Source organism: Leucobacter sp. NPDC058333 (genome assembly GCF_042726155.1).
In the GTDB taxonomy this organism is placed as follows: domain Bacteria; phylum Actinomycetota; class Actinomycetes; order Actinomycetales; family Microbacteriaceae; genus Leucobacter.
In genome coordinates, this window is record NZ_JBHXHV010000004.1 from 317,250 (window position 1) to 339,122 (window position 21,873).

Annotated in this window: 22 protein-coding genes and 3 tRNA genes; 10 read left to right on the plus strand and 15 right to left on the minus strand. The window is 66.4% G+C overall.

Annotated elements, in window-relative coordinates:
- The first annotated feature begins 135 nt into the window (after positions 1-135).
- The 3 genes from ACFWHR_RS14285 to ACFWHR_RS14295 all read left to right on the plus strand — a co-directional run bounded on the left by ACFWHR_RS14285 (position 136) and on the right by ACFWHR_RS14295 (position 1,464).
- Complete coding sequence (locus ACFWHR_RS14285; protein WP_382448983.1) at positions 136-402, plus strand: hypothetical protein; 267 nt, start codon at positions 136-138, stop codon at positions 400-402.
- The gene (locus tag ACFWHR_RS14290; RefSeq protein WP_382448984.1) at positions 392-883 is read left to right on the plus strand and encodes a BLUF domain-containing protein; all 492 of its coding nucleotides are present in this window, start codon (positions 392-394) and stop codon (positions 881-883) included. Before ACFWHR_RS14285 ends, ACFWHR_RS14290 begins: the two co-directional genes overlap by 11 nt.
- 86 nt (positions 884-969) lie before the next feature.
- Positions 970-1,464 (plus strand): MarR family winged helix-turn-helix transcriptional regulator, encoded by a 495-nt coding sequence (locus ACFWHR_RS14295; protein ID WP_382448985.1) that lies wholly within the window; start codon positions 970-972, stop codon positions 1,462-1,464.
- 96 nt (positions 1,465-1,560) lie between these two features.
- Here the strand turns inward: ACFWHR_RS14295 and ACFWHR_RS14300 are convergent, their stop codons facing one another.
- Together ACFWHR_RS14300 and ACFWHR_RS14305 are read right to left on the minus strand one after the other, a co-directional pair.
- Positions 1,561-1,791: a hypothetical protein gene (locus ACFWHR_RS14300; RefSeq protein WP_382448986.1), complete on the minus strand. Its 231-nt coding sequence runs from the start codon at positions 1,789-1,791 to the stop codon at positions 1,561-1,563.
- A gap of 624 nt (positions 1,792-2,415) precedes the next feature.
- On the minus strand, positions 2,416-3,675 hold the full coding sequence (locus ACFWHR_RS14305; RefSeq protein ID WP_382448987.1) for a ferrochelatase: 1,260 nt from the start codon (positions 3,673-3,675) through the stop codon (positions 2,416-2,418).
- Between the two features lie 235 nt (positions 3,676-3,910).
- Between ACFWHR_RS14305 and ACFWHR_RS14310 the strand changes: the two genes are divergently transcribed.
- Entirely contained in the window at positions 3,911-4,084 is a 174-nt protein-coding gene (locus ACFWHR_RS14310; protein ID WP_382448988.1) for a CsbD family protein, read from the plus strand.
- 116 nt (positions 4,085-4,200) lie between these two features.
- On the opposite strand, the gene ACFWHR_RS14315 is transcribed toward ACFWHR_RS14310, so the two are convergent.
- Positions 4,201-4,878: a DUF6766 family protein gene (locus ACFWHR_RS14315; protein ID WP_382449188.1), complete on the minus strand. Its 678-nt coding sequence runs from the start codon at positions 4,876-4,878 to the stop codon at positions 4,201-4,203.
- A gap of 265 nt (positions 4,879-5,143) precedes the next feature.
- Here ACFWHR_RS14315 and ACFWHR_RS14320 point away from each other — a divergent pair, with 265 nt between their 5' ends.
- Positions 5,144-5,485, plus strand: coding sequence for a hypothetical protein (locus tag ACFWHR_RS14320; protein ID WP_382448989.1), 342 nt, complete (start codon positions 5,144-5,146; stop codon positions 5,483-5,485).
- 4 nt (positions 5,486-5,489) lie between these two features.
- Complete coding sequence (locus ACFWHR_RS14325) at positions 5,490-6,365, plus strand: NmrA family NAD(P)-binding protein (protein ID WP_382448990.1); 876 nt, start codon at positions 5,490-5,492, stop codon at positions 6,363-6,365.
- 604 nt (positions 6,366-6,969) lie between these two features.
- Here ACFWHR_RS14325 and ACFWHR_RS14330 read toward each other — a convergent pair.
- Both ACFWHR_RS14330 and ACFWHR_RS14335 read right to left on the minus strand, forming a co-directional pair.
- Positions 6,970-7,043, minus strand: a tRNA-Met gene (locus ACFWHR_RS14330).
- Positions 7,044-7,070: 27 nt separating this feature from the next.
- Positions 7,071-7,142, minus strand: a tRNA-Thr gene (locus ACFWHR_RS14335).
- A gap of 131 nt (positions 7,143-7,273) precedes the next feature.
- Between ACFWHR_RS14335 and ACFWHR_RS14340 the strand changes: the two genes are divergently transcribed.
- On the plus strand, positions 7,274-7,762 hold the full coding sequence (locus ACFWHR_RS14340) for a hypothetical protein (RefSeq protein ID WP_382448991.1): 489 nt from the start codon (positions 7,274-7,276) through the stop codon (positions 7,760-7,762).
- Positions 7,763-7,808: 46 nt separating this feature from the next.
- Here the strand turns inward: ACFWHR_RS14340 and ACFWHR_RS14345 are convergent.
- Positions 7,809-7,899: transfer RNA gene (locus ACFWHR_RS14345), tRNA-Ser, on the minus strand.
- A gap of 148 nt (positions 7,900-8,047) precedes the next feature.
- Between ACFWHR_RS14345 and ACFWHR_RS14350 the strand changes: the two genes are divergently transcribed.
- A complete protein-coding gene (locus ACFWHR_RS14350) occupies positions 8,048-8,983 on the plus strand; it encodes a sulfurtransferase (RefSeq protein WP_382448992.1) in 936 nt (311 codons plus the stop codon).
- Between the two features lies 1 nt (position 8,984).
- On the opposite strand, the gene ACFWHR_RS14355 is transcribed toward ACFWHR_RS14350, so the two are convergent.
- Positions 8,985-9,857 carry an HAD family hydrolase gene (locus ACFWHR_RS14355; RefSeq protein WP_382448993.1) on the minus strand — a complete coding sequence of 291 codons (873 nt, stop codon included), beginning with the start codon at positions 9,855-9,857 and terminating at the stop codon, positions 8,985-8,987.
- A gap of 3 nt (positions 9,858-9,860) precedes the next feature.
- The gene (gene serS / locus ACFWHR_RS14360) at positions 9,861-11,132 is read right to left on the minus strand and encodes a serine--tRNA ligase (protein WP_382448994.1); all 1,272 of its coding nucleotides are present in this window, start codon (positions 11,130-11,132) and stop codon (positions 9,861-9,863) included.
- 58 nt (positions 11,133-11,190) lie between these two features.
- Between serS and ACFWHR_RS14365 the strand changes: the two genes are divergently transcribed.
- Positions 11,191-12,189, plus strand: a complete 999-nt coding sequence (locus ACFWHR_RS14365; protein ID WP_382448995.1) for a diacylglycerol/lipid kinase family protein — start codon at positions 11,191-11,193, stop codon at positions 12,187-12,189.
- Between the two features lie 26 nt (positions 12,190-12,215).
- On the opposite strand, the gene pheA is transcribed toward ACFWHR_RS14365, so the two are convergent.
- From pheA to ACFWHR_RS14400, 7 genes are all read right to left on the minus strand, one after another.
- The gene (gene pheA / locus ACFWHR_RS14370; RefSeq protein ID WP_382448996.1) at positions 12,216-13,175 is read right to left on the minus strand and encodes a prephenate dehydratase; all 960 of its coding nucleotides are present in this window, start codon (positions 13,173-13,175) and stop codon (positions 12,216-12,218) included.
- Between the two features lie 75 nt (positions 13,176-13,250).
- The gene (gene pgm / locus ACFWHR_RS14375) at positions 13,251-14,891 is read right to left on the minus strand and encodes a phosphoglucomutase (alpha-D-glucose-1,6-bisphosphate-dependent) (protein WP_382448997.1); all 1,641 of its coding nucleotides are present in this window, start codon (positions 14,889-14,891) and stop codon (positions 13,251-13,253) included.
- Positions 14,892-15,162: 271 nt separating this feature from the next.
- Positions 15,163-15,546 (minus strand): RidA family protein, encoded by a 384-nt coding sequence (locus ACFWHR_RS14380; RefSeq protein ID WP_382448998.1) that lies wholly within the window; start codon positions 15,544-15,546, stop codon positions 15,163-15,165.
- Complete coding sequence (locus tag ACFWHR_RS14385; RefSeq protein ID WP_382448999.1) at positions 15,543-16,616, minus strand: dipeptidase; 1,074 nt, start codon at positions 16,614-16,616, stop codon at positions 15,543-15,545. The genes ACFWHR_RS14380 and ACFWHR_RS14385 overlap by 4 nt, the downstream gene beginning before the upstream one ends.
- Positions 16,613-17,350 carry a hypothetical protein gene (locus ACFWHR_RS14390; protein WP_382449000.1) on the minus strand — a complete coding sequence of 246 codons (738 nt, stop codon included), beginning with the start codon at positions 17,348-17,350 and terminating at the stop codon, positions 16,613-16,615. The genes ACFWHR_RS14385 and ACFWHR_RS14390 overlap by 4 nt, the downstream gene beginning before the upstream one ends.
- On the minus strand, positions 17,347-19,158 hold the full coding sequence (locus ACFWHR_RS14395) for a hypothetical protein (RefSeq protein WP_382449001.1): 1,812 nt from the start codon (positions 19,156-19,158) through the stop codon (positions 17,347-17,349). Before ACFWHR_RS14395 ends, ACFWHR_RS14390 begins: the two co-directional genes overlap by 4 nt.
- A gap of 24 nt (positions 19,159-19,182) precedes the next feature.
- The gene (locus tag ACFWHR_RS14400; RefSeq protein WP_382449002.1) at positions 19,183-19,941 is read right to left on the minus strand and encodes an IclR family transcriptional regulator; all 759 of its coding nucleotides are present in this window, start codon (positions 19,939-19,941) and stop codon (positions 19,183-19,185) included.
- A 326-nt stretch (positions 19,942-20,267) separates the two neighbouring features.
- On the opposite strand from ACFWHR_RS14400, the gene ACFWHR_RS14405 reads away from it, so the two are divergent.
- A complete protein-coding gene (locus tag ACFWHR_RS14405; protein ID WP_382449003.1) occupies positions 20,268-21,869 on the plus strand; it encodes an ABC transporter substrate-binding protein in 1,602 nt (533 codons plus the stop codon).
- Positions 21,870-21,873 lie beyond the last annotated feature (4 nt).

The window sequence follows — 21,873 nt, forward strand, 5'->3', positions numbered from 1 at the left end:
TCACCACCCCCAACCCCTCCATCTTTCGTGACCGCCCGCGATACGATTGGGCCGGACGCACTAGGTCGTCCGATCACCTTCGCCCCTCTGCGTCCTGTGCGGCCTCATGTTGATGGCATTTTCGAAAGGCAAGCAATGAGTGTCAGCGGGAGCGAACTCCCCGGAGCGATCACCTGGGCAAGAATCGAAGACGATTTCTTTGTGGCCAGCCGTGACGGCGAGTTTCTCGGATTCATCGATGTCGAGGCAACCGGCGGCTACGCGGTCTGCGATCAGTATTCGCGGCCCATCGGGCACTTCGCGGAGCTCGACGCCGCAATGACGGCGCTGCGGGATGCCCCTCGCACGGCCGCCGAAACGGCAGTGCCCGACACGACTGGAGCGGATCAACATGCGCGATGAAGTGAACGAGGGCGTTGCGGCAGAGGGCGCGTCGGCGCCGGCGTCGGCGCCGCTGAAATCGCTCGTGTATTCGAGCACCGCGGTGCAGCCGTTCGACGATACACAACTCGACGCCTTGCTGCAGCAGGCGCGCATGCGCAACAGCTTGCTCGGCATCACGGGCATGCTGTCGTACCGCGGTGGCAGCTTCATTCAGTTTCTGGAGGGAAGCGAAGATCACATCGATGCGCTGATGGCGTCCATTCGAGCAGACCAGCGACACCGCGATGTGCGCGTACTGATCGAGGATCGGATCTCGGAGCGACAGTTCTCAAGCTGGACGATGGGGTACGAGCGCATGCGCAACACCGAGCAGCGACCCCCCGCAGGGTTCCGCGACACGTTCGCTGATCTGCAGCGCGGCGACGATGACCTCATCACGGCGCGCGCGGCCCGCGAACTCATGTTTTGGTTCAAGGTGCGCTCGGGCGCTCAGGAATAAGCCTTCAGCTTCTGTACCTGTCGGGTTCTGACCAAAAAACTGTCTAAAATGACCAGGGGGCCCGGAACACGCGGTAAGGAAGTGTCGTGAAGAACATCGTCAGCAGCGAAGAGGAGCATCTGTACTCCGCTGAGCCGATTACCGACACCGCCCGCACCCTGATTTCGGCCATGCAGCAGTTGCGCGGGGCGCAGCAGCGCCAAGAGGCTCGCTCGCTCGATCACTCCGGACTCCACAGTCAAGACCTGCGGGCGCTGCGGTACATCGTGCAGGCTGATCGCAGCGGGCAGCCAATCAGCCCCAAAGACCTGATCACCATGCTCAAGACCTCGAGCGCGAACGTCACAAACGTGATCGACCGTCTCGTCAAGAAGTCTCTCGTGACGCGCGACCCGCACCCGACCGATCGCCGCGCTCGGTTTCTGAAACCGACCGGTGTCGCTGTCAGTGAGGTCGACGCCGCGTTCGAGGAGCACCACGCCGCGCTCATCGCTGCCGCGAACGGTGTCTCCGACGCAGATGCGGCCACCACGATTCGCGTGCTCGCAACGCTGACCGCGGCGCTCGACGGCGTCGCCTAGGGCGCTGGGGGCGGTGCGGGCGCTGCGGGCCGTTGTCGGTTAGCCGATTGCCGTTAGCCGATCGCCGTGAGCAATGCTCGCGGATACGATGATCCGTTAGCGGTCGAGCAATCGTGGCCGGCGGCCGGCTCGACGATCGAAGTGGTTTCGCACCTCGAAGTGCGCACGCACGGCATCGGCCATTGTCTTATCGAGCTTCCACGGCTGATTGTTGGGATGGTCGGGATAGCGGTTGCGCAAAAACTTGCGCACGCGATGCCCCGGGTGTACCCCGGGAGTATGACCCAACTCTTCGGCGAGCTCGCTCGGACTGATCGGATATTGCATGCCTGGCCCCCCAGTCATACGGCTCGCCGATGATCCTTCGGCGATCCGCTGATCGTTCTCACGCGCCTCGACTAGGCACGCGACTGCGAAGTCGCCGTCACCGACTCCATCGGTAGCGTTCCAGCACACGCGGCGAAATGCTCACGACACGCCGATTCAAGTAAGAAAATGACTTTAATTTTAAGTTAAATAGAGTCCAGAGTTATCTCGTCGTTACATTTTTTACTCAGGCTCGGCTGTTAATTTTGCGGTTCGCCCGGCACACGCGTCGTTTCGACGCGCATGCCCGACACCGACAGGAGCACCATGACTGACACCAAGCGCTCGATGCGGAACCCCAAGACCTTCACCGCCATCATTGTGCCCACGGCACTCACCGTCGCCGCTGGCGCTTACGTCGCCACGGGCATGCTCTTCGGCTGAGCGGCGCCGCGTTGCGCCGAGCTCGCCCGCGTCGGCGGGCACCGCGCCGAGCCCCTATACAAACGCCGAGCCCCTCCCGATTGAACGCTATTTCGGGAGGGGCTCGTCGATGTGAGAGGGACTCGGCGTTGCTCGGATCAGCAGCAGCCGCAGCAGCAGCGGCCAGGCGCGCCAGGCGGTGCTCGGCGCCGCGCGGTCCACCTACGGCTGGAGGCCCGCGATCGCCGGCTTGAAGCCGAGGCGCGGATTTTCGCAGCAGCCGGGGCGGCAGACGTCGAACCACGCGCCAATCGTCGTTGCGCTGGCGCGCTGCTCGACTGGGCGGCCCTCAATGCGCTCCTGCACGAGATCGACGAGAGCTCCGACGAACGCCGGGTGCACGCCGGGGGTCGGCACGCGCGTCACCCACAGGCCGCGCTCGGTAGCCGTTTCTGTCGCCTCTTCGTCGAGGTCCCACATGACCTCCATGTGGTCGCTCACAAAGCCGAGCGGCACGATCACCACAGCGGTGCGCCCCTCAAGCTCGTTGATCGCATCATTGATGTCGGGCTCAAGCCACGGCTGCGACGGGGGGCCCGAGCGCGACTGGTACACCAGCTGCCACGAAGTGCCCGGAGCGGCCTGCGCGATGATCTCGGTCGCGGCGGCGAGGTGCTGGGCTGCGTAGCCGCCGCCCTCGGTGTCGGTGAACAATCCGGCGCCCGAAAGCTCGGCGTCAGCCGTCGGGATACTGTGCGTCGCGAACATGATTTCGACCGCGTCCGCGTCGTTGCCCGCCGCAATCGCCTCGAGGACGCCCGCGCGCACGCCCTCGACGAACGGCTGCAGGAATCCGGGGTGCGAGAAGAATTGACGCACCTTGTCGATGCTGAGCTTGCCGGCGAGGCCTGTCGCTTCAAGCGCGTCAGCCCAGTCTTCGCGGTACTGACGGCATGACGAGTACGAAGAGTAGGCGCTCGTCGGAATAGCCAGTATGGTGCGCACGCCATCCGCCGCGGCCTGTTCGAGCGCCTCGTCGAGGTACGGCGCCCAGTTGCGATTGCCCCAGTAGACCGGCAAGTCGAGGCCGACCTCAGCGAGCGCGGAGCGCAGGGCGGCGAGCAATCCGCGGTTGTGGTCGTTGATCGGGCTCACTCCGTCAAAGTGCCGGTAGTGGTGAGCAACCTCTTCAAGTCGCTCGTCCGGGATCCCGCGACCCCTCGTGACGTTGCGCAAGAACGGAAGCACATCGTCTTGCCCCTCGGGCCCGCCGAACCCGGAGAGCAAGATCGCGTCGTACGAGAAGGGCTCCGTCGTGTGTTCGAGCCCCATGCGCGTTGCGGATGTTGCGCTCGGCACGAGTGCGCCGGGCTCGAGATACACCGTCGAAGCCGCCGGCGGTTTCGTCTCGCGGCGGCCGGTCGGGCGGTACCCTTTCGCCTCCGGGGTGCTCCCCGCCTGCGATACGTCACTACTGTTCATGTCGGATTCCTCACGTCAAACCGGTCTCACTTCAGCATAGATCTGATCTATGGCCGTTCCTGCCAGAACGCTTGATGCACCGAATACCCAGCGGATTGCAAAGATAATGTGTTATAAATTTAGCGTTGACCGCGTGATCCCGAGATTCAGGGTTGTGCGAGTGAACGCCAGCGTAGCTGCGGATCGTGCAAACGACACCGCAGGCGCTCAGTCCGACAACCGAAAGGGGAACCCCATGGGACTCGACGACAAGATCAAGAACACTGCGGAAGAGCTCGCCGGCAAGGCGAAGGAGGCCGCGGGCAAGGTTTCCGGTAACGAGAGGCTTGAGGCAGAGGGCAAGGCCGACCAGGTCAAGGCCGACGCCAAGCAGGCCGCTGAGAAGGCGAAGGACGCGTTCAAGCAGTAGCGTTCGACGCTTATTATGTGACACCCGTTGTGCCTCGCGCATCGCGGGTGACACACCGAAACCCCCGGCATGGCCGGGGGTTTCGGCATTTCATGGCGGGGTCGGCGGCGGTTCAGCTACTCCGATTCCTCGCTGCTCGTGTGATGCGGGGTTCCGACCGGTTTCGATTCGCTTGAGCCGCGCTGGCGCAGGTAGACGGAGAAGGCGACCATAGCGCCGACGGCCAAGAACTCGGACTGCCAGTTCTGCAGGGTACGGTTCCAGAATTCGGCGGACAGTGCGTAGTCCAACCAGGTGTCGGGCGGCAGTCCGTGCATTGCATTCTGCTCGTTCGCGACGATGTGCCCGGCGAGCGACTGTGCGAACCACGACAGCAGAAACACGGTGCCCATCACGATGAGGAGCGAGTTGGAATACACCCACAGGCGCACGCCCCGCGCCTTCGCCCAGCGCGGGGAATCAGGTTTCGCGTGCCGACCGATGAACTGATCCGCGTCACTGCCCACCCCCTCATCGCCCGGTCGCTTCGATTCGGGCGACCCTCGCTGAATAAACCAGATGGTCGCCAGGATGAACAGGAAGAACTGCAGAAACTCCGACTGCCAGTTTTCGGCGACGTCAACGAGGAAGTCCGACGACGTAATGAAGTGGGTGTAGCTCACCGTCGGCTGACCGTGATGCATCAGCTCTTCATTCGTGAAGGCGAAGCCCGCGATCGACTGACCGATGAGCGTCACGATGAAGATGACGAGAAAGACCAGGCTAAGCCCCATGTCGCGGATGTAGTGACGCATCGTGTTCACCGGCCCATCAGAGGCAGGGTGATCATGATTGCGAGCCCAACGACGATGATGGTCATCCACGCCCAGAACGGGATCGCCATGACGCTCTTGCGGTTGCTGTTGTTCGGCATGTCTCCTCCTACCCTCACATCTTGAGCATCGCCCAGCGGTCGCGTTTTGGCATGGGGATTGACGCGAGCGCTGGGTGGGTGGCAGCTGGCTGAGTGGCAGTCGGTTGAGTGCGTGCACGGCGCCGTGTGCGAGTACGATTCGAAACATGTCGACATCGATTTATTACTCAGCTGCTCGCGCTACCCCGCTTTCAGGCGAGGAGCGCTCGCGAGTCGACGCGCTCGTGCAGCAGCGCAACGACGACTTCCCCTTCGCATACGAAGGACTCGACTTCTACGCCGCCGATGCCGACTCCCCCGAGACCGTTCTCGAAGGCTCAACCAAACTCAGTGCTGACGACGACGCGATTGAGGCGCTGCTCTACTGGTGCGACGCGCTGACCGAGCTCCGTCGGCTCGTGCCCGACGCCGAGTGGCACGTGCACATGGACGATTTCGACATTCCGTGGACCGACGAAGACGGATACCGGCTTCCCGGGATGGAGTAGGGCGGTGGGTGAGCCGGCCGTATTGGTGACCGGGGCGACCGGCAACACCGGGCGGGTCGTGGTTGAGCAGTTACTCACGGCTGGGCGCAGCGTGCGCGCGGCCGGTCGCACGACCGAGTCAGTGCGACGCGCCTTTGGGGATCGGGTCGAAGCGGTCGCCCTGGACTTCACCGACGAATCGACGTGGCATGACGCGTTTACCGGCGTCGAGCAGATGTTCCTCATGCGCCCGCCGCAGCTGGGCAAACCGAAACGCGAGATGATCCCCGCGCTTGAGTACGCACGCAAGTTGGGCATCACGCAGATCGTCTTTCTGTCGCTGCAGGGAGCGGAGAAGAATCGCGTTGTTCCGCACGCTGCCATCGAGGCGTGGCTTCGTGAATCAGGCGCGGCTTGGACGTTCGTGCGGGCATCCTTCTTTCACCAGAATCTCTCGACCGTTCACGTCAGTGACGTTCGGGATCGCAATGAGATCGTCGTCCCGGCCGGCCGAGGCGCGACAGCGTTCGTGGATGCCGAAGACGTGGGGGCGGTCGCCGCCGTGGCGATCCTGAATCCCGACGACTACCGAAACACCGCACTGACCGTGACGGGCAACGAGGCCCTCGGGTATGCGCGTATCGCAGAGATCTTGAGCCGCGAGCTCGGCCGCAATATCGCCTACAACCGACCCGGATTGCTTCGGTACCTGCGCCACGCTCGCCGACAGCTCGGCCTGCCGTGGGGCATGGTGATGGTCACGGCAGCGATCTACACGACCGCACGATTCGGCATGGCCGCGGGCCTCACCGACACGGCACGAACGGTACTCGGCCGCGACCCCATTGGATTCGCCGAGTTCGCGCATCGAGAGCGTCGGGTGTGGGGGCCGGAGGAGTAGCTAGGTGTGACCCAAACCCGCTGGGCGCTTGGGGCCTTCCCGGTGGGGCTCATCGACGGCGGCGGCGCGAGCTATTCGGATCACGAGGCGTGGCCGAGCCAACCCCGCCGACCACGAGGGTTCCCCGTGAAACGGAGGGGTATTGCGCTCAATTAACCCTCGCGTTCGGCGAGAACCCTCGTGGTCAGCGGATCGGGGTGGGGTCGGGTGAGTCCTCGAGGCCGACGTGTATCCCGCGCAGGCGGCCACCTCGACCAAGAAACCGCGACCGGGCGGATACTCTGCTCGCTTCGCGCGGGTGAAGGGCGTTGTGAAGATACTCGGCGTATCGTTTGCGTCGGGCTGCAGCGCGATCGCCCAGCGCGCTCCGCGCAACGGGCTTACGAGTTCCCAAACGGTGCCAAGGGTTGCGTTTTCGCCTTCGACAATCGTTGTGAGTTCACTGCGGCGAAGGAGCTTCAGGCGGGAACCGAGCGCTTGCTCGTTTCCGGTTCCGTCGAACCCTCCGATGTCTTCGATAACCACGACGCCGCGCGAACCGGGCGATGGGAACCAGAAACAACAAAACCCCCGGAGAAACCAGGGGTTCTGTAGCGGCTTGTCGTAGCTGAGGCGGGGCTCGATCCCGCGACCTCACGATTATGAGTCGTGCGCTCTAACCAGCTGAGCTACTCAGCCATAACTCCCGAGGGAGAAACAAGCCGGAGCCCCGACCGGGATTTGAACCCGGGACCCCTTCCTTACCATGGAAGTGCTCTACCACTGAGCTATCGGGGCGTGGCCACCTTGCGATGACAACCGTTCGAGAATAGCACTGTTCGCGACCCAATGTGAAATCTGGTTGGCTAGGAGGGTGCACCCCGGGCGGGTCTCGTGCGGGGTGCGAATAGTTGATCAGAGGAGCAGGTGTGCGGAGCCGCGTCGTAGCGATCGTCGGAGTGGTGTTGGCGTTGTGGATGGCCGTCGGGCGGTGGCCGTTTGGCATCGGCGGCAGCCTGACGTGGTGGTATCTGCCGACGATCGGGTTGGTGTTCGCTTGGCTGCAGATCTGGCAGTCGCGCCGCCTCGCCGTGACAACCGCACGCGGCCGCCGCACAGGCCGCAGCACGATCGTCACGCTGATTCTGGCGTGGCTCAGTGCCATCGGGTTTGGGCTGACGGTTCCGGATCGCGTGGGCGACGACCTCGTCTCCGTTCTGAGCCTGGCAGCCGGGTCCTCATTCTCGTCGGAGATGTCGCTCGCGCTCTGCAATCCCCTCGGAATCTTGGCGTTCGCCTTCGCAATCGCATCGCTCTGCTTCACCTACGCCGACGCCCGCGACCCGAAGCCAGAAGAAGACGAGTACCTCGACGAACACCCAGAAGCCGGCGGCATGGCGCCGCACCCGCTGGCGTAAACACGTGATCCCCGACCGGCTTCCGGTCGGGGATCACGTGTGTTCGTGGCGGAGGGTAGGGGATTTGAACCCCTGACTGGGGGTTACCCAGTGCTTGTTTTCAAGACAAGTTCCTTCGGCCGCTCGGACAACCCTCCGCCGAAGAGCTTAGCAAATTGCGCGGGCTCCTCCGCCCACTCGGGTTACTCGGCCCGAAAGCACCGCACTGCCGCAATGCCGCAATGCCGCACCGACGCACTGCCACACAGCTAGCGGCAGCTCGCGAGCCGCACTACAGTCCGAAGCATGACGCAGAACGTGCCTACCGACCGCGACTCGATTCTCATCACGGCCGAGTCCCTCGCAGAACAGCTGCGCACGGAGCGCGCGCTGCACACCGAACCCACGCTTCCCACCGAACCCCCGCTCCCCGCCGCAGCCCCGCGCACGCGCCTGCTCGACGTGCGCTGGTCGTTGCCGCAGCCCGTCGGCAGGGCGGCATTCGCCGAGGGCCACATTCCGGGCGCGGTCTACGTCGACCTCGACACCGAACTCGCCCGGCACGGAAACGCCCAAGCCGCCCACGACCCGCGCGACGGGCGCCACCCGCTCCCCCACACCGCGCAGTTCCAGGCCGCCGCTCGATCCTGGGGTCTCCGGGAGCAGGATCAGGTCGTCGCCTACGACGGCGGGGGCAACCTTGCCGCGGCCCGCGTCTGGTGGCTGCTGCGCAATGCCGGGTTCGAGCGCGTGCGGCTGCTCGATGGGGCGCTTCCAGCGTGGGCCGCCGCCGGGTATCCGCTCGAAACCGGGGCCTCGGCGCCCACCCCGGGCGACGTCACCCTCGATCCGGGGCAGCTGGCCACCCTCGATCTCGCCGATGTCGCGGAGTTCGTCGCGTCGGGCGGCACGCTGCTCGACGCCCGCGCCTCCGAACGGTTCACCGGCGAGACGGAGCCGATCGACCCCCGCGCAGGCCACATTCCGGGGGCGCGCAGCGCGCCAACGACGGGCAATCTCGATGGGACGGGGCGATTCCTCGACGGTGCGGCGCTGCGCGAGCGGTTCGCGGGCGCGGGTGTCACGGACGATTCAGGGGTCGCCGCGTATTGCGGATCGGGAATCACCGCGTCGCACACGGTTGTCGCGCTCGCGCTCGCGGGCTACGACGCCGCGCTCTTCCCGGGGTCGTGGTCACAGTGGTCGAACCACGCCGAACTGCCGGTCGCAACCGGCCCGTAACCTAGCGCAGCACGGGGAAGCGATCGCGCAGTGCGGCCAGCAGGCCCACCTCGTCGATCGTTCCCGTGACGCGGCTGGCTACGGCCTGCACATCGGGCACGGCCTGCCCCATCGCCACCGCGTCGCCCTGCTTCGCGGCCCACTGCAGCATTTCGATGTCGTTGCGTCCGTCGCCGGCCGCAAACACCTTCGAGGCACCAATGCCGAGGTGCGACGCGACGACCTCGAGCGCGCTCGCCTTCGTCACGCCATCGGGCGCGATATCGAGCCACGAGGTGCTGCCGACCGAGTACGACACGTGCGTCAAACCGAGTGTGCTGACGACGTCGAGGAACTCCTCGAGGCGGTGATCGGGTGAGACCACGACGACGCGCGAGGCCTGCACGCCGAGCAACTCCTCAAACGGCACCCGACGCTGCTTCGCTGGCAGCGTGCCGGTCGGAATGTGCTCGGTGTAGAGGAACCCGCCGTCGGCAAGCTCAACCGCAAATCGCGCCGACACGAGCCGCGTGCGAATCTTCTGCAGCGCGAGACTCGGATCAAACGCCTCGACGAACTCACGTCGGTACGCGCGGTGCGCGAGCGGATCGCGGCGCAGCGTCACCGCGCCGTTCGCCGACACCACCCACTCCGGGCGGATCCCGAGCCGCTCGACGATCGGCAGCGTGGCGTCTACCGAGCGCCCCGTGGCAATGACGACCTCGTGGCCGATTTCGTGCAGGGTGCGGATGGCGGCGGCGAGCTCAGCGTCGATGTGCCCGCCTGCGGCGTCGTCACCGGCGCCCTCGCCGAAACCGTGATTGAGCACGGTGCCGTCGAGATCGAGCGCGATGAGGTGGCGGTCAGCTGCGGGGACCCGGTTCGCTGTCGTCACGGGCTATGCCCCCACGATCGGCGTCAGCACTTCGAGCCCGCCCAGGTACGGGCGCAGCGCCTCGGGAACGGTCACGCTGCCGTCCGCACGCTGATGCGTTTCGAGAATCGCGACGATCCAGCGGGTGGTCGCGAGCGTGCCGTTCAGCGTCGCGACGGCCGCGGTCTTGCCGCTCTCCGTGCGATAGCGCGTCGCGAGGCGACGCGACTGGTACGTCGTACAGTTGCTGGTGGAGGTCAGCTCGCGGTACGCGTCTTGCGTCGGTACCCAGGCCTCGATGTCGAACTTGCGCGCGGCGCTTGAGCCGAGGTCGCCGGCCGCAACGTCGATCACGCGGTAGTGCAGGCCGAGCGCCTGCAGCATCTCTTCCTGGTAGCTCACCAGGCGGTCGTGCTCGGCCTCGGCGTCTGCCGGGTCGGTGTAGACGAACATCTCCAGCTTGTTGAACTGGTGCACGCGCAAAATGCCGCGGGTGTCTTTGCCGTGCGACCCCGCCTCGCTGCGGTAGCAGGTCGACCAGCCCGCATAGCGGATCGGGCCGTCCGCGATGTCGACGATCTCGTTGGAGTGGTACCCGGCGAGTGCGACCTCGCTCGTGCCGGTCAAGAACAGGTCTTGGGCCGGCAGGTGGTACACCTCGTCGGCGTGCTCGCCGAGGAACCCCGTGCCCTGCATAATCTCGGGCTTCACGAGCGTCGGCGTGATCAGCGGAATGAAGCCGTGCGTGAGAGCGCGGTCAAGCGCCATGTTCATGAGTGCGAGCTCGAGCCGTGCGCCGATACCGCGCAAGAAGTAGAAGCGAGCGCCCGACACCTTCGCGCCGCGCTCCATGTCGATCGCGCCGAGCAGCTCGCCGAGCTCGAGGTGGTCACGGGGCTCAAAGTCGAACGTCGGCTGCTCGCCGACCTCGCGCAGGGTGACGAAGTTCTCTTCGCCGCCCGCGGGCACGCCCTCGATCACGAGGTTCTCGATGCGCAGCGAAATCGCGTCGAACTCGGCCTCGGCCTCCTTCGCGCGCGCATCAGCCGCCTTCACCGACGCAGCGAGCTGCTGCGCCTGGGCGATGAGCGCCGGCTTCTCCTCTTTCGAGGCGGACTTCACGCGCTTGCCGAACTCGTTCTGCTCGGCGCGCAGCGACTCGAATTCGCCGAGCGCGGCGCGACGGCTCGCGTCTGCGGCGAGCGCCTGATCAACCACCGCCTCATCGTTACCTCGGGCGCGCTGCGAGCGCTTCACGGCATCGGGATCGTTGCGGAGGAAGACTGGATCGATCACGCTCCCCAGCTTACCGGCGCACAGCCCCGGATTGCCTGCCCGGCACTACGCTGGACGCATGCCAGCTCCCACCGCGCACCACATCCCGTGCGCGGCAGTCGTGTATCACCCGTTAAAGACGGATGTCGCGGCGCTCAAGACCGCCGTCGCCCACCGGGAGCAGACCGCTGGCTGGGGCGCCAGCCGCTGGTACGAGACTGCGGCCGAAGACGCGGGCGTCGCGGCGACGCGGCAGGCGATCGCCGACGGCGCCAACGTGGTGCTTGCGAGCGGCGGCGACGGCACGATCCGCGCGGTTTCTGAGGCCCTCCGAGGCACCGGGATCCCGCTCGCCGTCATCCCCCAGGGCACCGGCAATCTGCTGGCCCGCAACCTCGGCGCACCCCTCACCAAGGTTGACGACGTCGTGCGCGCCGCCTTCACCGGCAGCAACCGCGCGATCGATCTCGGCATCGTGCGCATCGTGCGCGAGGACGAATCAGAGACCGAACACGTGTTTCTCGTGCTCGCCGGCATGGGCCTCGACGCGCGCGCCATCTCGGCGACGAAGTCGACGCTCAAGAAGCGGCTCGGCTGGCTCGCCTACGTCGACGCTGGCGTGCGCACCATCATCAAGGACCGGCCGCTGCAAATTCACTACTCGATCGATCGCTCGCCGGTGAAGCCGCTGTCGGTGTTCACGGTGATGATCGGCAACTGCGGGCTGATGCCGGGCGGGGTGCTCCTCATCCCCGAGGCGAAACTTGACGACGGCAAGCTCGACGTCGTCGCGTTGCACCCGCTGGGGCCCTTCTCGTGGTTGCGCATCTGGCGCAAGATCGGGTGGGAGAACGGCGTGCTGCGCCGATCCCGCGCCGGTCGCAAGATCATCGACCTCGTGCGCGACACCCGCAGCGTCACCTACTTACGGGCCGAGCGCTACGCACTCGCGGTGGCGACGCCCGAACCGGTGCAGCTCGACGGCGACGACTTCGGGTACGCGCTGACGGTGAGCGGCGAGGTCGACCCGGGCGCGCTCATCGTGCGCGTGTTGCCGGAGTGGCGCGTCGGGCTCTAACTGCCGCGCCACGGGTCCCCAGGCCGCTAGGCTTCGCCGTCGCGCGTGCCCTCGATGACACCGCGCAGCCAGTCGCGGGCGTCGCGGAACGTGTCGTCGTCGTGCACATCGCGGATCGTCGCGGTCACGCGATCGGCACGCGGATACGACCCCAGGAAGGTCACCTTCGGGCTGAACCGCTTCACGCCGAGCAGGGCGTCGGCGACGCGCTCGTCTTTCACGTGCCCCTCGGCGTCGATCACGAAGCGGTAGCGTCCCATGCGGTCGCCGATCGGGCGCGACGCGAGCAGCGTCAGGTTCACGCCGCGCGCCGCGAACTGCTCAAGCAGGTCGAGCAGCGCGCCCGGGCGGTCCTCGGGCAGCTCGACGATGAGTGAGGTCTTGTCTGCGCCCGTCGGCTCCCCCACCGGCACGCTGCGGCTGACGAGCACGAACCGCGTCACGGCGTCGGGGTTCTCGGCGATGCCCTCGGCGAGCACCTCGACGTCGTAGTGCTGCTCGATGCCCGGGGGCGCGATCGCCGCGTCGATGCCCTTTTCGGGATCAAAGAGATCGGCCGCGGCCTGCACATTGGACGTCGCGACCAAGTGCCGGTGAGACGGCGCGACCCCGTCGAGCCAGGCTCGGCACTGGGCGTAGGCGACCGGGTGGCCAGAGACGACCTGCACATCGGCGAGCGCGGTGCCGCGCTTCGCGACGAGCACGAAGCGCACCGGCACGAGATACTCGCCCACAATGCGCAGACCCGGGATCGTCGCGAGCGCGTCTTGCGCCACCGTCACGCCGCCGTCGATCGAGTTCTCAATCGCGATCATCGCGGCGCTGCTCGCGCCGGTCACGACATCGTTGAGCGCCTCACCCAGGTTGTCGACCGGGTTCCACTCGTGACCCGCGGCCTCGGGCACCTGCTTCAGCGCGGCCTCGGTAAACGTTCCCGCCGGCCCCAAATAGGAGTATCGGCGGGGGGTCTCGGGGCTCTGCGACATGCACCACAGAATACCGGCCCTTGCGGGCGGCGCGGGCCGCGCGCGAACGGGCCGCGATCCGGCACCCGCGGCGTGTCAGCCCTCGAGCACTCGACCCACGAGCGCCTGCGCCGCCGCCTGCACCTCGGCGAGGTGATCGGCGCCGCGGAATGACTCCGCGTAGATTTTCATCACGTCTTCGGTGCCCGACGGTCGGGCGGCAAACCACGCGTGCTCGGTCTGCACCTTGAGGCCACCGATCGGCGCGCCATTGCCCGGAGCTTCGGTGAGAATGGCGGTGATGCGATCCCCCGCGAGTTCCGTGTCAGTGACGTCTTGCGGCGCGAGCGCGCCGAGGCGCGCCTTCTGCTCTGGAGTGGCAGCGGCGTCGATGCGGGCGTACGCCGGTTCGCCAAATTTCTCGGTCAGCTCGCGGTAGCGCTCTGACGGCGACTGACCCGTGACCGCCAAAATCTCGGCCGCGAGCAGTGCAAGCAGGATGCCGTCTTTGTCGGTGCTCCACGCGCTGCCGTCGAAGCAGAGGAACGACGCCCCCGCGCTCTCTTCGCCGCCGAACACCACGCTGCCGTCGGCGAGGCCGGGCACGAACCACTTGAACCCAACCGGCACCTCAAGCAGTTCGCGGCCGTGCGCGGCAACGACGCGGTCGATGATGCCCGACGAGACGAGCGTCTTGCCGATGCCAGCCTGCGCCGACCAGTCGGGGCGGTGCGCGAGCAGGTAATCGATCGCGACGGCGAGGTAGTGGTTCGGGTTCATGAGGCCGTCGGCGGTCACGATGCCGTGGCGATCAGCGTCGGCGTCATTGCCAGTGATGATGGCGAACGGGCCGCGGAACGCATCGACCGTCGACATCACGTGCGCCGACGAGGGATCCATGCGGATCTTGCCGTCCCAGTCGAGGTGCATGAACTCCCAGCGCGGATCGACGCCCGGCCCGAGCACCGTGAGATCAATGTCGAGACGGTCGCGGATCGCCTCCCAGTAAGCGACGCTCGCTCCTCCCAGCGGGTGCACGGCGAGCGGCACCTTCGCCGTGCGGATCGCCTCGAGGTCGATCGCCTCGCCGATCGTGTCGACGTATGCGCTGAGGAAGTCGAAGCGCTCAACGCCCTCGGCGGCCTGCGCGCTCGCGCGCGGGATCTCTGTGCCTGCTTCGAGGAGCTCGTTCGCGCGGGCTGCGATCCACCCGGTCGCGTCGCCGTCGGCGGGGCCGCCGTGGGGCGGGTTGTACTTGAAACCGCCGTCGCGGGGCGGGTTGTGGCTCGGCGTTACGACGATGCCGTCGGCGCGGGCCGGGTCATCAGCCGCGAGATCACGATTGTGGCGCAGGATCGCGTGGCTCAGAGCGGGGGTCGGTACGAAGGCCGCGTCGCCCTCGCCCGCCGGGGCGAGTACGCGCACGCCCGCGGCGAGCAGCACCTCGATAGCGGTCTGCTGGGCGGGGGCGGAGAGCGCGTGCGTGTCGGCGCCGATGAACAGCGGGCCGGTGATGCCCTGCGCCGCCCGGTACTCGGCGATGGCCGCGCTGATGGCGGCGATGTGGGCCTCGTTGAAGGACGCGCTCAGCGCCGACCCGCGATGGCCCGACGTACCAAAGACGACCCGCTGCGCCGTGACCGACGGATCGGGCACCACATCGAAGTAGGCCGCGAGCAGCTCGTCGACGTCGATCAGATCTTGCGCGCCCGCAGGCGCTCCCGCTCGTTCGTGCATGCCCCCATCTTCCCACGCGCTTGCGCCGCGGTGCGGCGGCGCGGCGCGGCGGGCGCCGCGACTCGCCCTCGAGGCAACAGAAACTCCGCCTAAAACGCCGCTATGAACGGAGTTTCTGTCGCCTCCACTCGCGGGCCCCGTCGGGGGCGACAGAAAGTCCGCCTAAAACGCGCTGAGAAGCGGAGTTTCTGTCGCCTCCAGCCGCGGGGCCCGGGGCGAGCCCGGGGCCCGGGGCCCGCGGCGAGCCCCGGGCGAGCCCGGGCGGGCCGCCCTAGCGGGTCGGGACCGCCGCTATCGCCGTCAGCTCGACCAGCATGGTCGGGCGAGCGAGGGCGGCGACGCCCACGGCGCAGCGCACGGGCACGACGTCGCCGAAGCGGCGCGCGTAAACCTCGTTGAACGCCGCGCGAGTGTTCGCGATGTCGCAGAGATAGATCGTGAGATGCGCGATGTCGCCGAGCCCGGCGCCAACCTTCCCCAGATCCGTGACGAGCGCATCAATGACGGCCTCGGACTGCGCCGTGATGCCCTCGACGAGCTCACCGTCTGCATCGACGGGGATCACGGTCGTGTACGCCGTATTGCCGATCACGGTGACGTCAGACGAGAGCGCCCCGCCCGACTCGGCCGGAAAACGCTGAATGTTGCCGCTCATGCCCGCGCCCCCTTCGGCTCGAATCCCTCGTCGTACAGTCGCTTCCAGTTGCCGTAGAACACTTGATGTGCCTCCTCTGCCGTCAGCAGGCCGCGCTCGACCGTGCGGTCGCGAACCTCGCCGAACTTGTGAAAATCGAAGTTGTCTATCCATGCCGCTGGCGGCGGTGCGATGTCGGGGCGTGAGGCCCCGAGCTGCACGCGACGACTCCACCGTCCATTGCGCATCCAGGCGAGATTATCAGCCGGCGAATTCGGATCAAGGTCGGATCCATACGCTACGTGATCCACGCCGAGCAACTCGACGTGCTTCGCGATGAGTTCGGCCGATCCGTCGAGCGTCGCCGCGTACTCACCCGCGATGTTGTTGTAGGTGCAGACGCCGAGCACGCCGCCTCCGGCGACAAGGGCGCGCAATACGTCGTCCCCCTTATTACGGGCGTGATCGTAGATTGAGCGCGCGTTCGCGTGGTTAATCGCGACGGGCCGGGTCGACGCCTCAATCGCCTCGAGCGACGTGCGCTCGCCGACGTGCGACAGGTCGACGAGCATGCCGACGCGATTCATCTCGTCGACGACCTCGTGGCCGAAGCGCGACAGCCCAGTGTCCACCGGCTCGTAGCAGGAGGATCCGATCGCGTTTTGAATGTTGTAGGTCAGTTGCACCACGCGCACGCCGAGGTTCCAGAAGTGCTCAATGAACCCGATGCGGTCGTTAAAGAGCGACGAATTCTGCGTGCCGAGCACGATCGCCACGCGATTCGAAGCGACGGCCTCGTCAATGTCGGCTCCGCGCCGGGCGATGAGCGCGACGTCGCCGTGCTCACGCACGATGTCGTTCCACGTGGTCAGCACGTCCATCGTCTCGAGCGCGTCCTCCCAGAAAGAGGCGGTGATCGTGACGGCGCGCACGCCCCCGTCGCGCAGCTGCTCAAGCACCGCGCGATCGTAGCGGCCGCACTGCAGGCCATCGATCACTGCACCGCGCGCGGCAGCACTCTCGGCAGCACCCACGGGCGCAGCACTCACTGGCACAGCACCCGCGGCAGCACTGACTGGCGCCCCGCTCACGCGAGCACCGCCCGCTCCGGATCGCTCTCGTCCCGGCGCAGGTGCAGATAGGTCTCCTCGCTGACCTCGCCGAGCAGATTGCCATCCTCGTCATACAGCTGCGATCCCGCGTGCCGACGCGACAGCTCCGAGTCGGGCGTCAGCGCCTCGTTCGACTCGTGGAACAGCCGCCAGAACTGATCCGCATCCATCACATATCCGTCGAGCAGAATGCGCCGCATCGCGGGCCCGGCGGCCGATTCGGCGGGGTGCACGGGAGTTTTCGCGATCCGGCGCGGGATCAGGATCGCCCCATCTTCGCCCGTCCCATCGCCGTGCGCAGCTCGCCTGAAATCGAAGGCGACGCCGCGCACCGCCGCGTAGTCCCCGAGCGACTCGAAAAGCCAGACGCCGGGGGTATTCACGATCTGCACCTCAGTGGCGCCTGCGCCGAGCGCGAGCACGAGCTCGTCGATTAGCGCTGGCGCGAGAAGCAGCGCTGGGGTGCCGCGCCCGTCGAGTTCTACGCGGTCACCCGCGGCGTTCGCGGCGATCACCTCGAAGCTGGTGCGGGCGCCGTCGTACTGATCGTGCAGCCGCTCCATCTCGCTCACCGCGTCGGCCCCCTCCGCCTGCGCGGCCATGATCGCGTCGCGCACGGCGTTGACGGCGTAGCCCGGGCAGTTGCGGGCGTGAAGATAGCGCCCCACCATGTGGCGCATTTCTCGGGCGGATGCCCGCATCTCGGTGGTCATCGTGCGGCTCCGATCGTGGTCGCGGGCATCTGTGGGTAGCGAGTCTCGAGCTCGAGGCCCTCGTTGAGGTCGGCGGCGGTCGGTGCGCCGAGATAGATGAGCCCGAGCACGTTGCGGTCGTCGCCCTCGTCGACGGTGCGCAGCAGGCCGTGCACCGCGGAGTTCATGAAACGCACGATCGAGACCGGCACGAACTCGTCGCTCAACATGTTCATGTGCGGTGAGTGGTAGCGGAAGTCGCGCAGCGACTGGATGCGCTCGATCGCGGCGCGCAGCTGCGGCTGCTCGCGTAGCAGTTCGCCGACTGTCGCATCGCCGCCCTGTTTCGCGGGCGACGCAGACGCCACAGACGCCGACGACGCAGGCGCCGAGGACGTCACAGACGCAGGCGCCACAGACGCCGCGGGCTTCGTAAACGCCCGCATTGCGGCGTCGACGGCCTGCACATCGCTCGGCAGATCGAGCGCCCAGTTGCGGCCGCCATTCACCTCGGTCGCGGGCCCACGGCGGGGTTCCTCGGCGTCAGCCGACTTGTACCAGACGTAGTGACGTGCGCCCGGCGCGGTCATGTCAGTTGCCAGCGCCCAGGAGTAGTCGCGGTCAAGAATCTCGCGTAGTTCCGTGAGCGTCATCTCTGCCTCGGCAACGAACTGCTCGGCGCGAATGCCGACCTCGATCGACGCGACAATGCGCTCGTACGGCAGCAGTTCGAGCAGGTTCGATGCGACGAGTTCCCAGGCCTCGTCACCGATCTGCCCGTCGAGTCTGGTGAGCAATTCTGCGCCGCTCGTGGCACCGGTCTCCAGTAGTTCGTCGAGCGTCGCGATGGCGTCGACCAGTTGTTCGGAGACGGCGTGCGGATCGTCGAATCGGGCGTAGACGTACGGGTCGACGCGCGTGAACTCGACGGCCCGCTGCAGCAGCTCGCGATACTGTGCGGTGTCGGCTGATCCGAGCGACAACGGCAACTGAGTGGCCTCTGCGAGCAGGGTCTGGCGCTGCTCAAGCCAGGTACCGATCAGCATGGGGTGCGTGTTCACGAAGAACAGCAGGCCGAGCGCGGAGCCGTTGCCAATGCCGATCATGCGACGCACCTCGCGATCGAGCACGGCAGCCTCGGGGTTACGGTGCCGCGCCATCGCCTCGACGAGGTCGGACGCGAACTCGCGCATGATGAACGCGGAGAGCAACTGGGCGTGCAGCGGGAGGCGCAGCGGGTGCTCAGCGTCGAGCGTGAGGAACGATCGCGTCAAAAAGGTGCCGTTTCCGTCGAGGCCCGTATTGCGCATGAGGTACCCGACCTCCCAGAGCGCGCGGGTGTCCGGCTGGTTGCCCTCGGCGAGCGCATCAACGGCGTGGTTAAACGCGCGGAAGCTGCGGTTCGACCGCGCCCAGGTCAGCGTTCCCGGCACGGCGCGACCGGCGTAGAGCTTGGGCAGCTCGGATCGGGTGGTGGCGCGATCCTCGGCCGTCGTTGGGCCCTCGATGAGCGCACCCATCATGTCCCAGTTCTGGCCGGTAATGCGCCCGGTGCGTCCGTCGAGCGTCGGCTCGAAGCTGAACACCACAAAGTCGAACACGCGACCGGCACCGGCATGCACGCGGTACAGTGCCTCGCCCTCGGCGCGGTCGTCGATGTCGAAGTGCACGAGTTCAAACGTCCACGACTCCCGCTGCATTTTCTCGAGCAGGCTGCGCCCCGCCGAAATTCGGCTCGCAGGCAGCGACTGCAACCGCGTGGGCTGCAGCAACAGGTCGGGGTCGAGAATCCGGCGCGGGACTTCGACGCTCGGGGGCGTGGTGGTCATCGGCACTCCTTTGTGGTGGTGGGGTCAGGCGAGAAGAATTCCCGCGCTCTGTTCGGTCAGGTCTTCAATGGCACGTGCGCCGGCTTCGAGCGAGGAGATCACGTGGTCGGGCTTCGTGCGTCCGCGTGGCCAGTGCGCCGACAGCGCGAAGCGCACGCGCCCCGGCGTGCGGCCCACGGGCACGGCAACGATTTCAATCGGGTCAAACTCGTCGTCGACGAGCATCGCGTAGCCCTCGCTTCGCACCTTCGCGCGCTCGTTGGGCGTCGGCACCGGCACGCCTGCGCGACGCAGCCGGTCGAGATCGTCGTCTGGGAGGTAGCTTGCGAGCACCGAGCCGAGCGCACTGCCCGCGATGCCGAACCGCTGCCCGTGTTCGAGCGAGACGTGCACGTTGCGCGGCGGCAGTCCGCGGCCGACGATCGTGACCGAGTCGCCGTCGAGTGAGCCGAGCGAGGTGCCCTCGCCAAGTTCACCGGCCAGCCGGGTGAGTTCTTCGGCGATGCGCTGGTCGACGCTCGCGTGCCGCAGGGCGGCCTGGCCGAGCCGCACCGGGGAAAAAGTCAGGGAGTACGACCCCTGAGAGTCGGTCGACAGCCAACCGGCCGCGACGAGCGTCACGAGCTGCCGATGCACCATCGACCGGGAGCCGCCGACGCGGCGCGCCATCTCGGAGACGCCGAATGGCGCACTCGTCTTCGCGATCTCTTCGAGCAAGCGCACCATCTTGAGGTTCGAGGTCAATGGCGCGGTGCCACCGGTCTCGGGAACACTCTCGTTCATGGTTTCTCCATTCGTTGTCACCTAATTGATGACAAAGTAGCGCATTGCGTGACAAGAAACTAACCACCACGGCGCCATTCGTCAACTCTGAATTTGTCTCCCGGTTCGCAAGCTACGCGCCACGTATGCGAAGCGAAGCAACACATCACATTTTGAAATCCGCCCTTGACGTTGCGCGCATCACCGGTAATATCGCTCTCACTGCTTCGTAAATAATGGGCAGTTGTCACGATATGGTTGACACTAGCTTCGATGATGAGGTCCCGCAAGCCCTCGCCTCGACCAGGTGCAGCCCGCGACATCCAGACACTGAAAGGAATCGCGTTATGGCACTTAAGCCGATGCGGAACGCAGCCGTGGGAGTCGCACTGCTGCTCACCGGCGCACTTGCCGTTACGGGCTGCTCCAGCGGCTCAGGGGGCGGCGGCGACGCCGCACCTGAGAAGTCGGGAACACTCGTTATCGACCAAGCGTTCACCGCCCAGTCGATTGATCCCGCCACGATTTTCCAGGTCACCGACGCGATCACCGCGAGTGGCCTCTACCAGACGCTCTTCACCTACGTCGACAACGTCGCTGAGCCGGAGCCGCTGCTTGCCGAGTCGCTCGAAGCCAACGATGACGCCACAGAGTTCACGATTGCGCTTCGCGACGACGCGACCTTCGCAAACGGGAACCCCGTGACGGCAGCCGACGTGGTGTTCTCGCTCAATCGTCTCAAGAATCTCGCCGCGAGCCCCGCCTATCGTATGGAGGGCGTGACCGTCGAAGAGGTCGACGAGCACACGGTCAAGCTACAGACCGAGAACCCGGCGCCGTACATCGAGCACACACTCACGGCACCACCCCTGGCCATCGTCGATGACGAGACCGTGCGCGCAGCCGGTGGCACCGACGCCGCCGATGCGGCCGACACCGACAAGGCCGGCCAGCTCTTCACCAAGCCCAACAACGGCGTCGGCAGCGGCCCCTACACGCTCGAAAGCTACGACACGAACTCGCAGATCGTGCTCGTGAAGAACGAGAAGTACTGGGGCGAGGCTCCGGCGTACGACCGCATCGTGATCCGCAATGTCAACAACGCCCAGCAGCAAAAGGCGAACATCGAGGGCGGCGACAGCCAGATTGCACTCGATATTCCCGGCCGCATCGCCGAGGGCATGAAGTCGGATGCGCTGCAGGTGCAGTCGTCGTCTTCGCCGGAGGTGCTCTACCTCGCCCTCTCGCAGAAGGAGGGCGCACCCACCGCTGACCCCGACGTCGTCAAGGCGATCAAGACCGGCATCGACTACGAAGCACTGCGCACGCTCGTCGGCGCCGGCGCAAAGGAGGCGACCGGCATCATCCCGTCGATGATGATGGGCTCACTGCCCGAGGGCGAGGGGCCGAAGTCTGACCCCAATGCTGCGAAGAAACTGCTCGCAGACGCCGGCAAGACCGGCACCGAGATCACGCTCGACTACGCAAACGATTACACCCGCCTTGCCGGCATCGACTACAACATCCTGGCGCAGGGCCTACAGACGCAGCTCGAGGGCATCGGACTGAAGGTCAAGCTCAATCCGACCCCGACCTCGACGTCGCTGCAGCGCTACGTCGATGGCGAGACCGAAATGGCGCTCTGGTCGTGGCCGCCGGACACGGCTGACGCCTCCGACGTGCTCGTCTTCGCTCCCGGCCAGCTGATCGGAGAGCGCGTGCACTGGCCCGCCGAAGCAGCGCCCGAGACGGCGAAGCTCGCCGACACGGCGCGAGTTGCAACGGGCGACGACCGCGAGGAGGCGTTCACCGCATGGAACGAATCAATGAACGAGGATGCACCATTCGCGTTCTTGCTCGAGCCGTCGTTCTTCCTCGTCGCGTCGAGCAGTGTGGAGCACGTCAGCCACGACCCGCTCGCATCCATCAACCTGTCGCAGATCAGCTGACCGC

Bases quoted from the DNA above. Each gene is read 5' to 3' on its own strand.
- ACFWHR_RS14290 (WP_382448984.1), top strand. From the start codon at position 392: ATGCGCGATGAAGTGAACGAGGGCGTTGCGGCAGAGGGCGCGTCGGCG.
- ACFWHR_RS14350 (WP_382448992.1), top strand. From the start codon at position 8,048: ATGACGCAGAACGTGCCTACCGACCGCGACTCGATTCTCATCACGGCC.
- ACFWHR_RS14390 (WP_382449000.1), bottom strand. From the start codon at position 17,350: ATGACCACCGAGATGCGGGCATCCGCCCGAGAAATGCGCCACATGGTG.
- pgm (WP_382448997.1), bottom strand. From the start codon at position 14,891: ATGCACGAACGAGCGGGAGCGCCTGCGGGCGCGCAAGATCTGATCGAC.
- ACFWHR_RS14320 (WP_382448989.1), top strand. From the start codon at position 5,144: ATGTCGACATCGATTTATTACTCAGCTGCTCGCGCTACCCCGCTTTCA.
- pheA (WP_382448996.1), bottom strand. From the start codon at position 13,175: ATGTCGCAGAGCCCCGAGACCCCCCGCCGATACTCCTATTTGGGGCCG.
- ACFWHR_RS14405 (WP_382449003.1), top strand. From the start codon at position 20,268: ATGGCACTTAAGCCGATGCGGAACGCAGCCGTGGGAGTCGCACTGCTG.
- ACFWHR_RS14365 (WP_382448995.1), top strand. From the start codon at position 11,191: ATGCCAGCTCCCACCGCGCACCACATCCCGTGCGCGGCAGTCGTGTAT.
- ACFWHR_RS14305 (WP_382448987.1), bottom strand. From the start codon at position 3,675: ATGAACAGTAGTGACGTATCGCAGGCGGGGAGCACCCCGGAGGCGAAA.
- ACFWHR_RS14285 (WP_382448983.1), top strand. From the start codon at position 136: ATGAGTGTCAGCGGGAGCGAACTCCCCGGAGCGATCACCTGGGCAAGA.
- ACFWHR_RS14400 (WP_382449002.1), bottom strand. From the start codon at position 19,941: ATGAACGAGAGTGTTCCCGAGACCGGTGGCACCGCGCCATTGACCTCG.
- ACFWHR_RS14315 (WP_382449188.1), bottom strand. From the start codon at position 4,878: ATGCGTCACTACATCCGCGACATGGGGCTTAGCCTGGTCTTTCTCGTC.
- ACFWHR_RS14395 (WP_382449001.1), bottom strand. From the start codon at position 19,158: ATGACCACCACGCCCCCGAGCGTCGAAGTCCCGCGCCGGATTCTCGAC.
- ACFWHR_RS14310 (WP_382448988.1), top strand. From the start codon at position 3,911: ATGGGACTCGACGACAAGATCAAGAACACTGCGGAAGAGCTCGCCGGC.
- ACFWHR_RS14380 (WP_382448998.1), bottom strand. From the start codon at position 15,546: ATGAGCGGCAACATTCAGCGTTTTCCGGCCGAGTCGGGCGGGGCGCTC.
- ACFWHR_RS14300 (WP_382448986.1), bottom strand. From the start codon at position 1,791: ATGCAATATCCGATCAGTCCGAGCGAGCTCGCCGAAGAGTTGGGTCAT.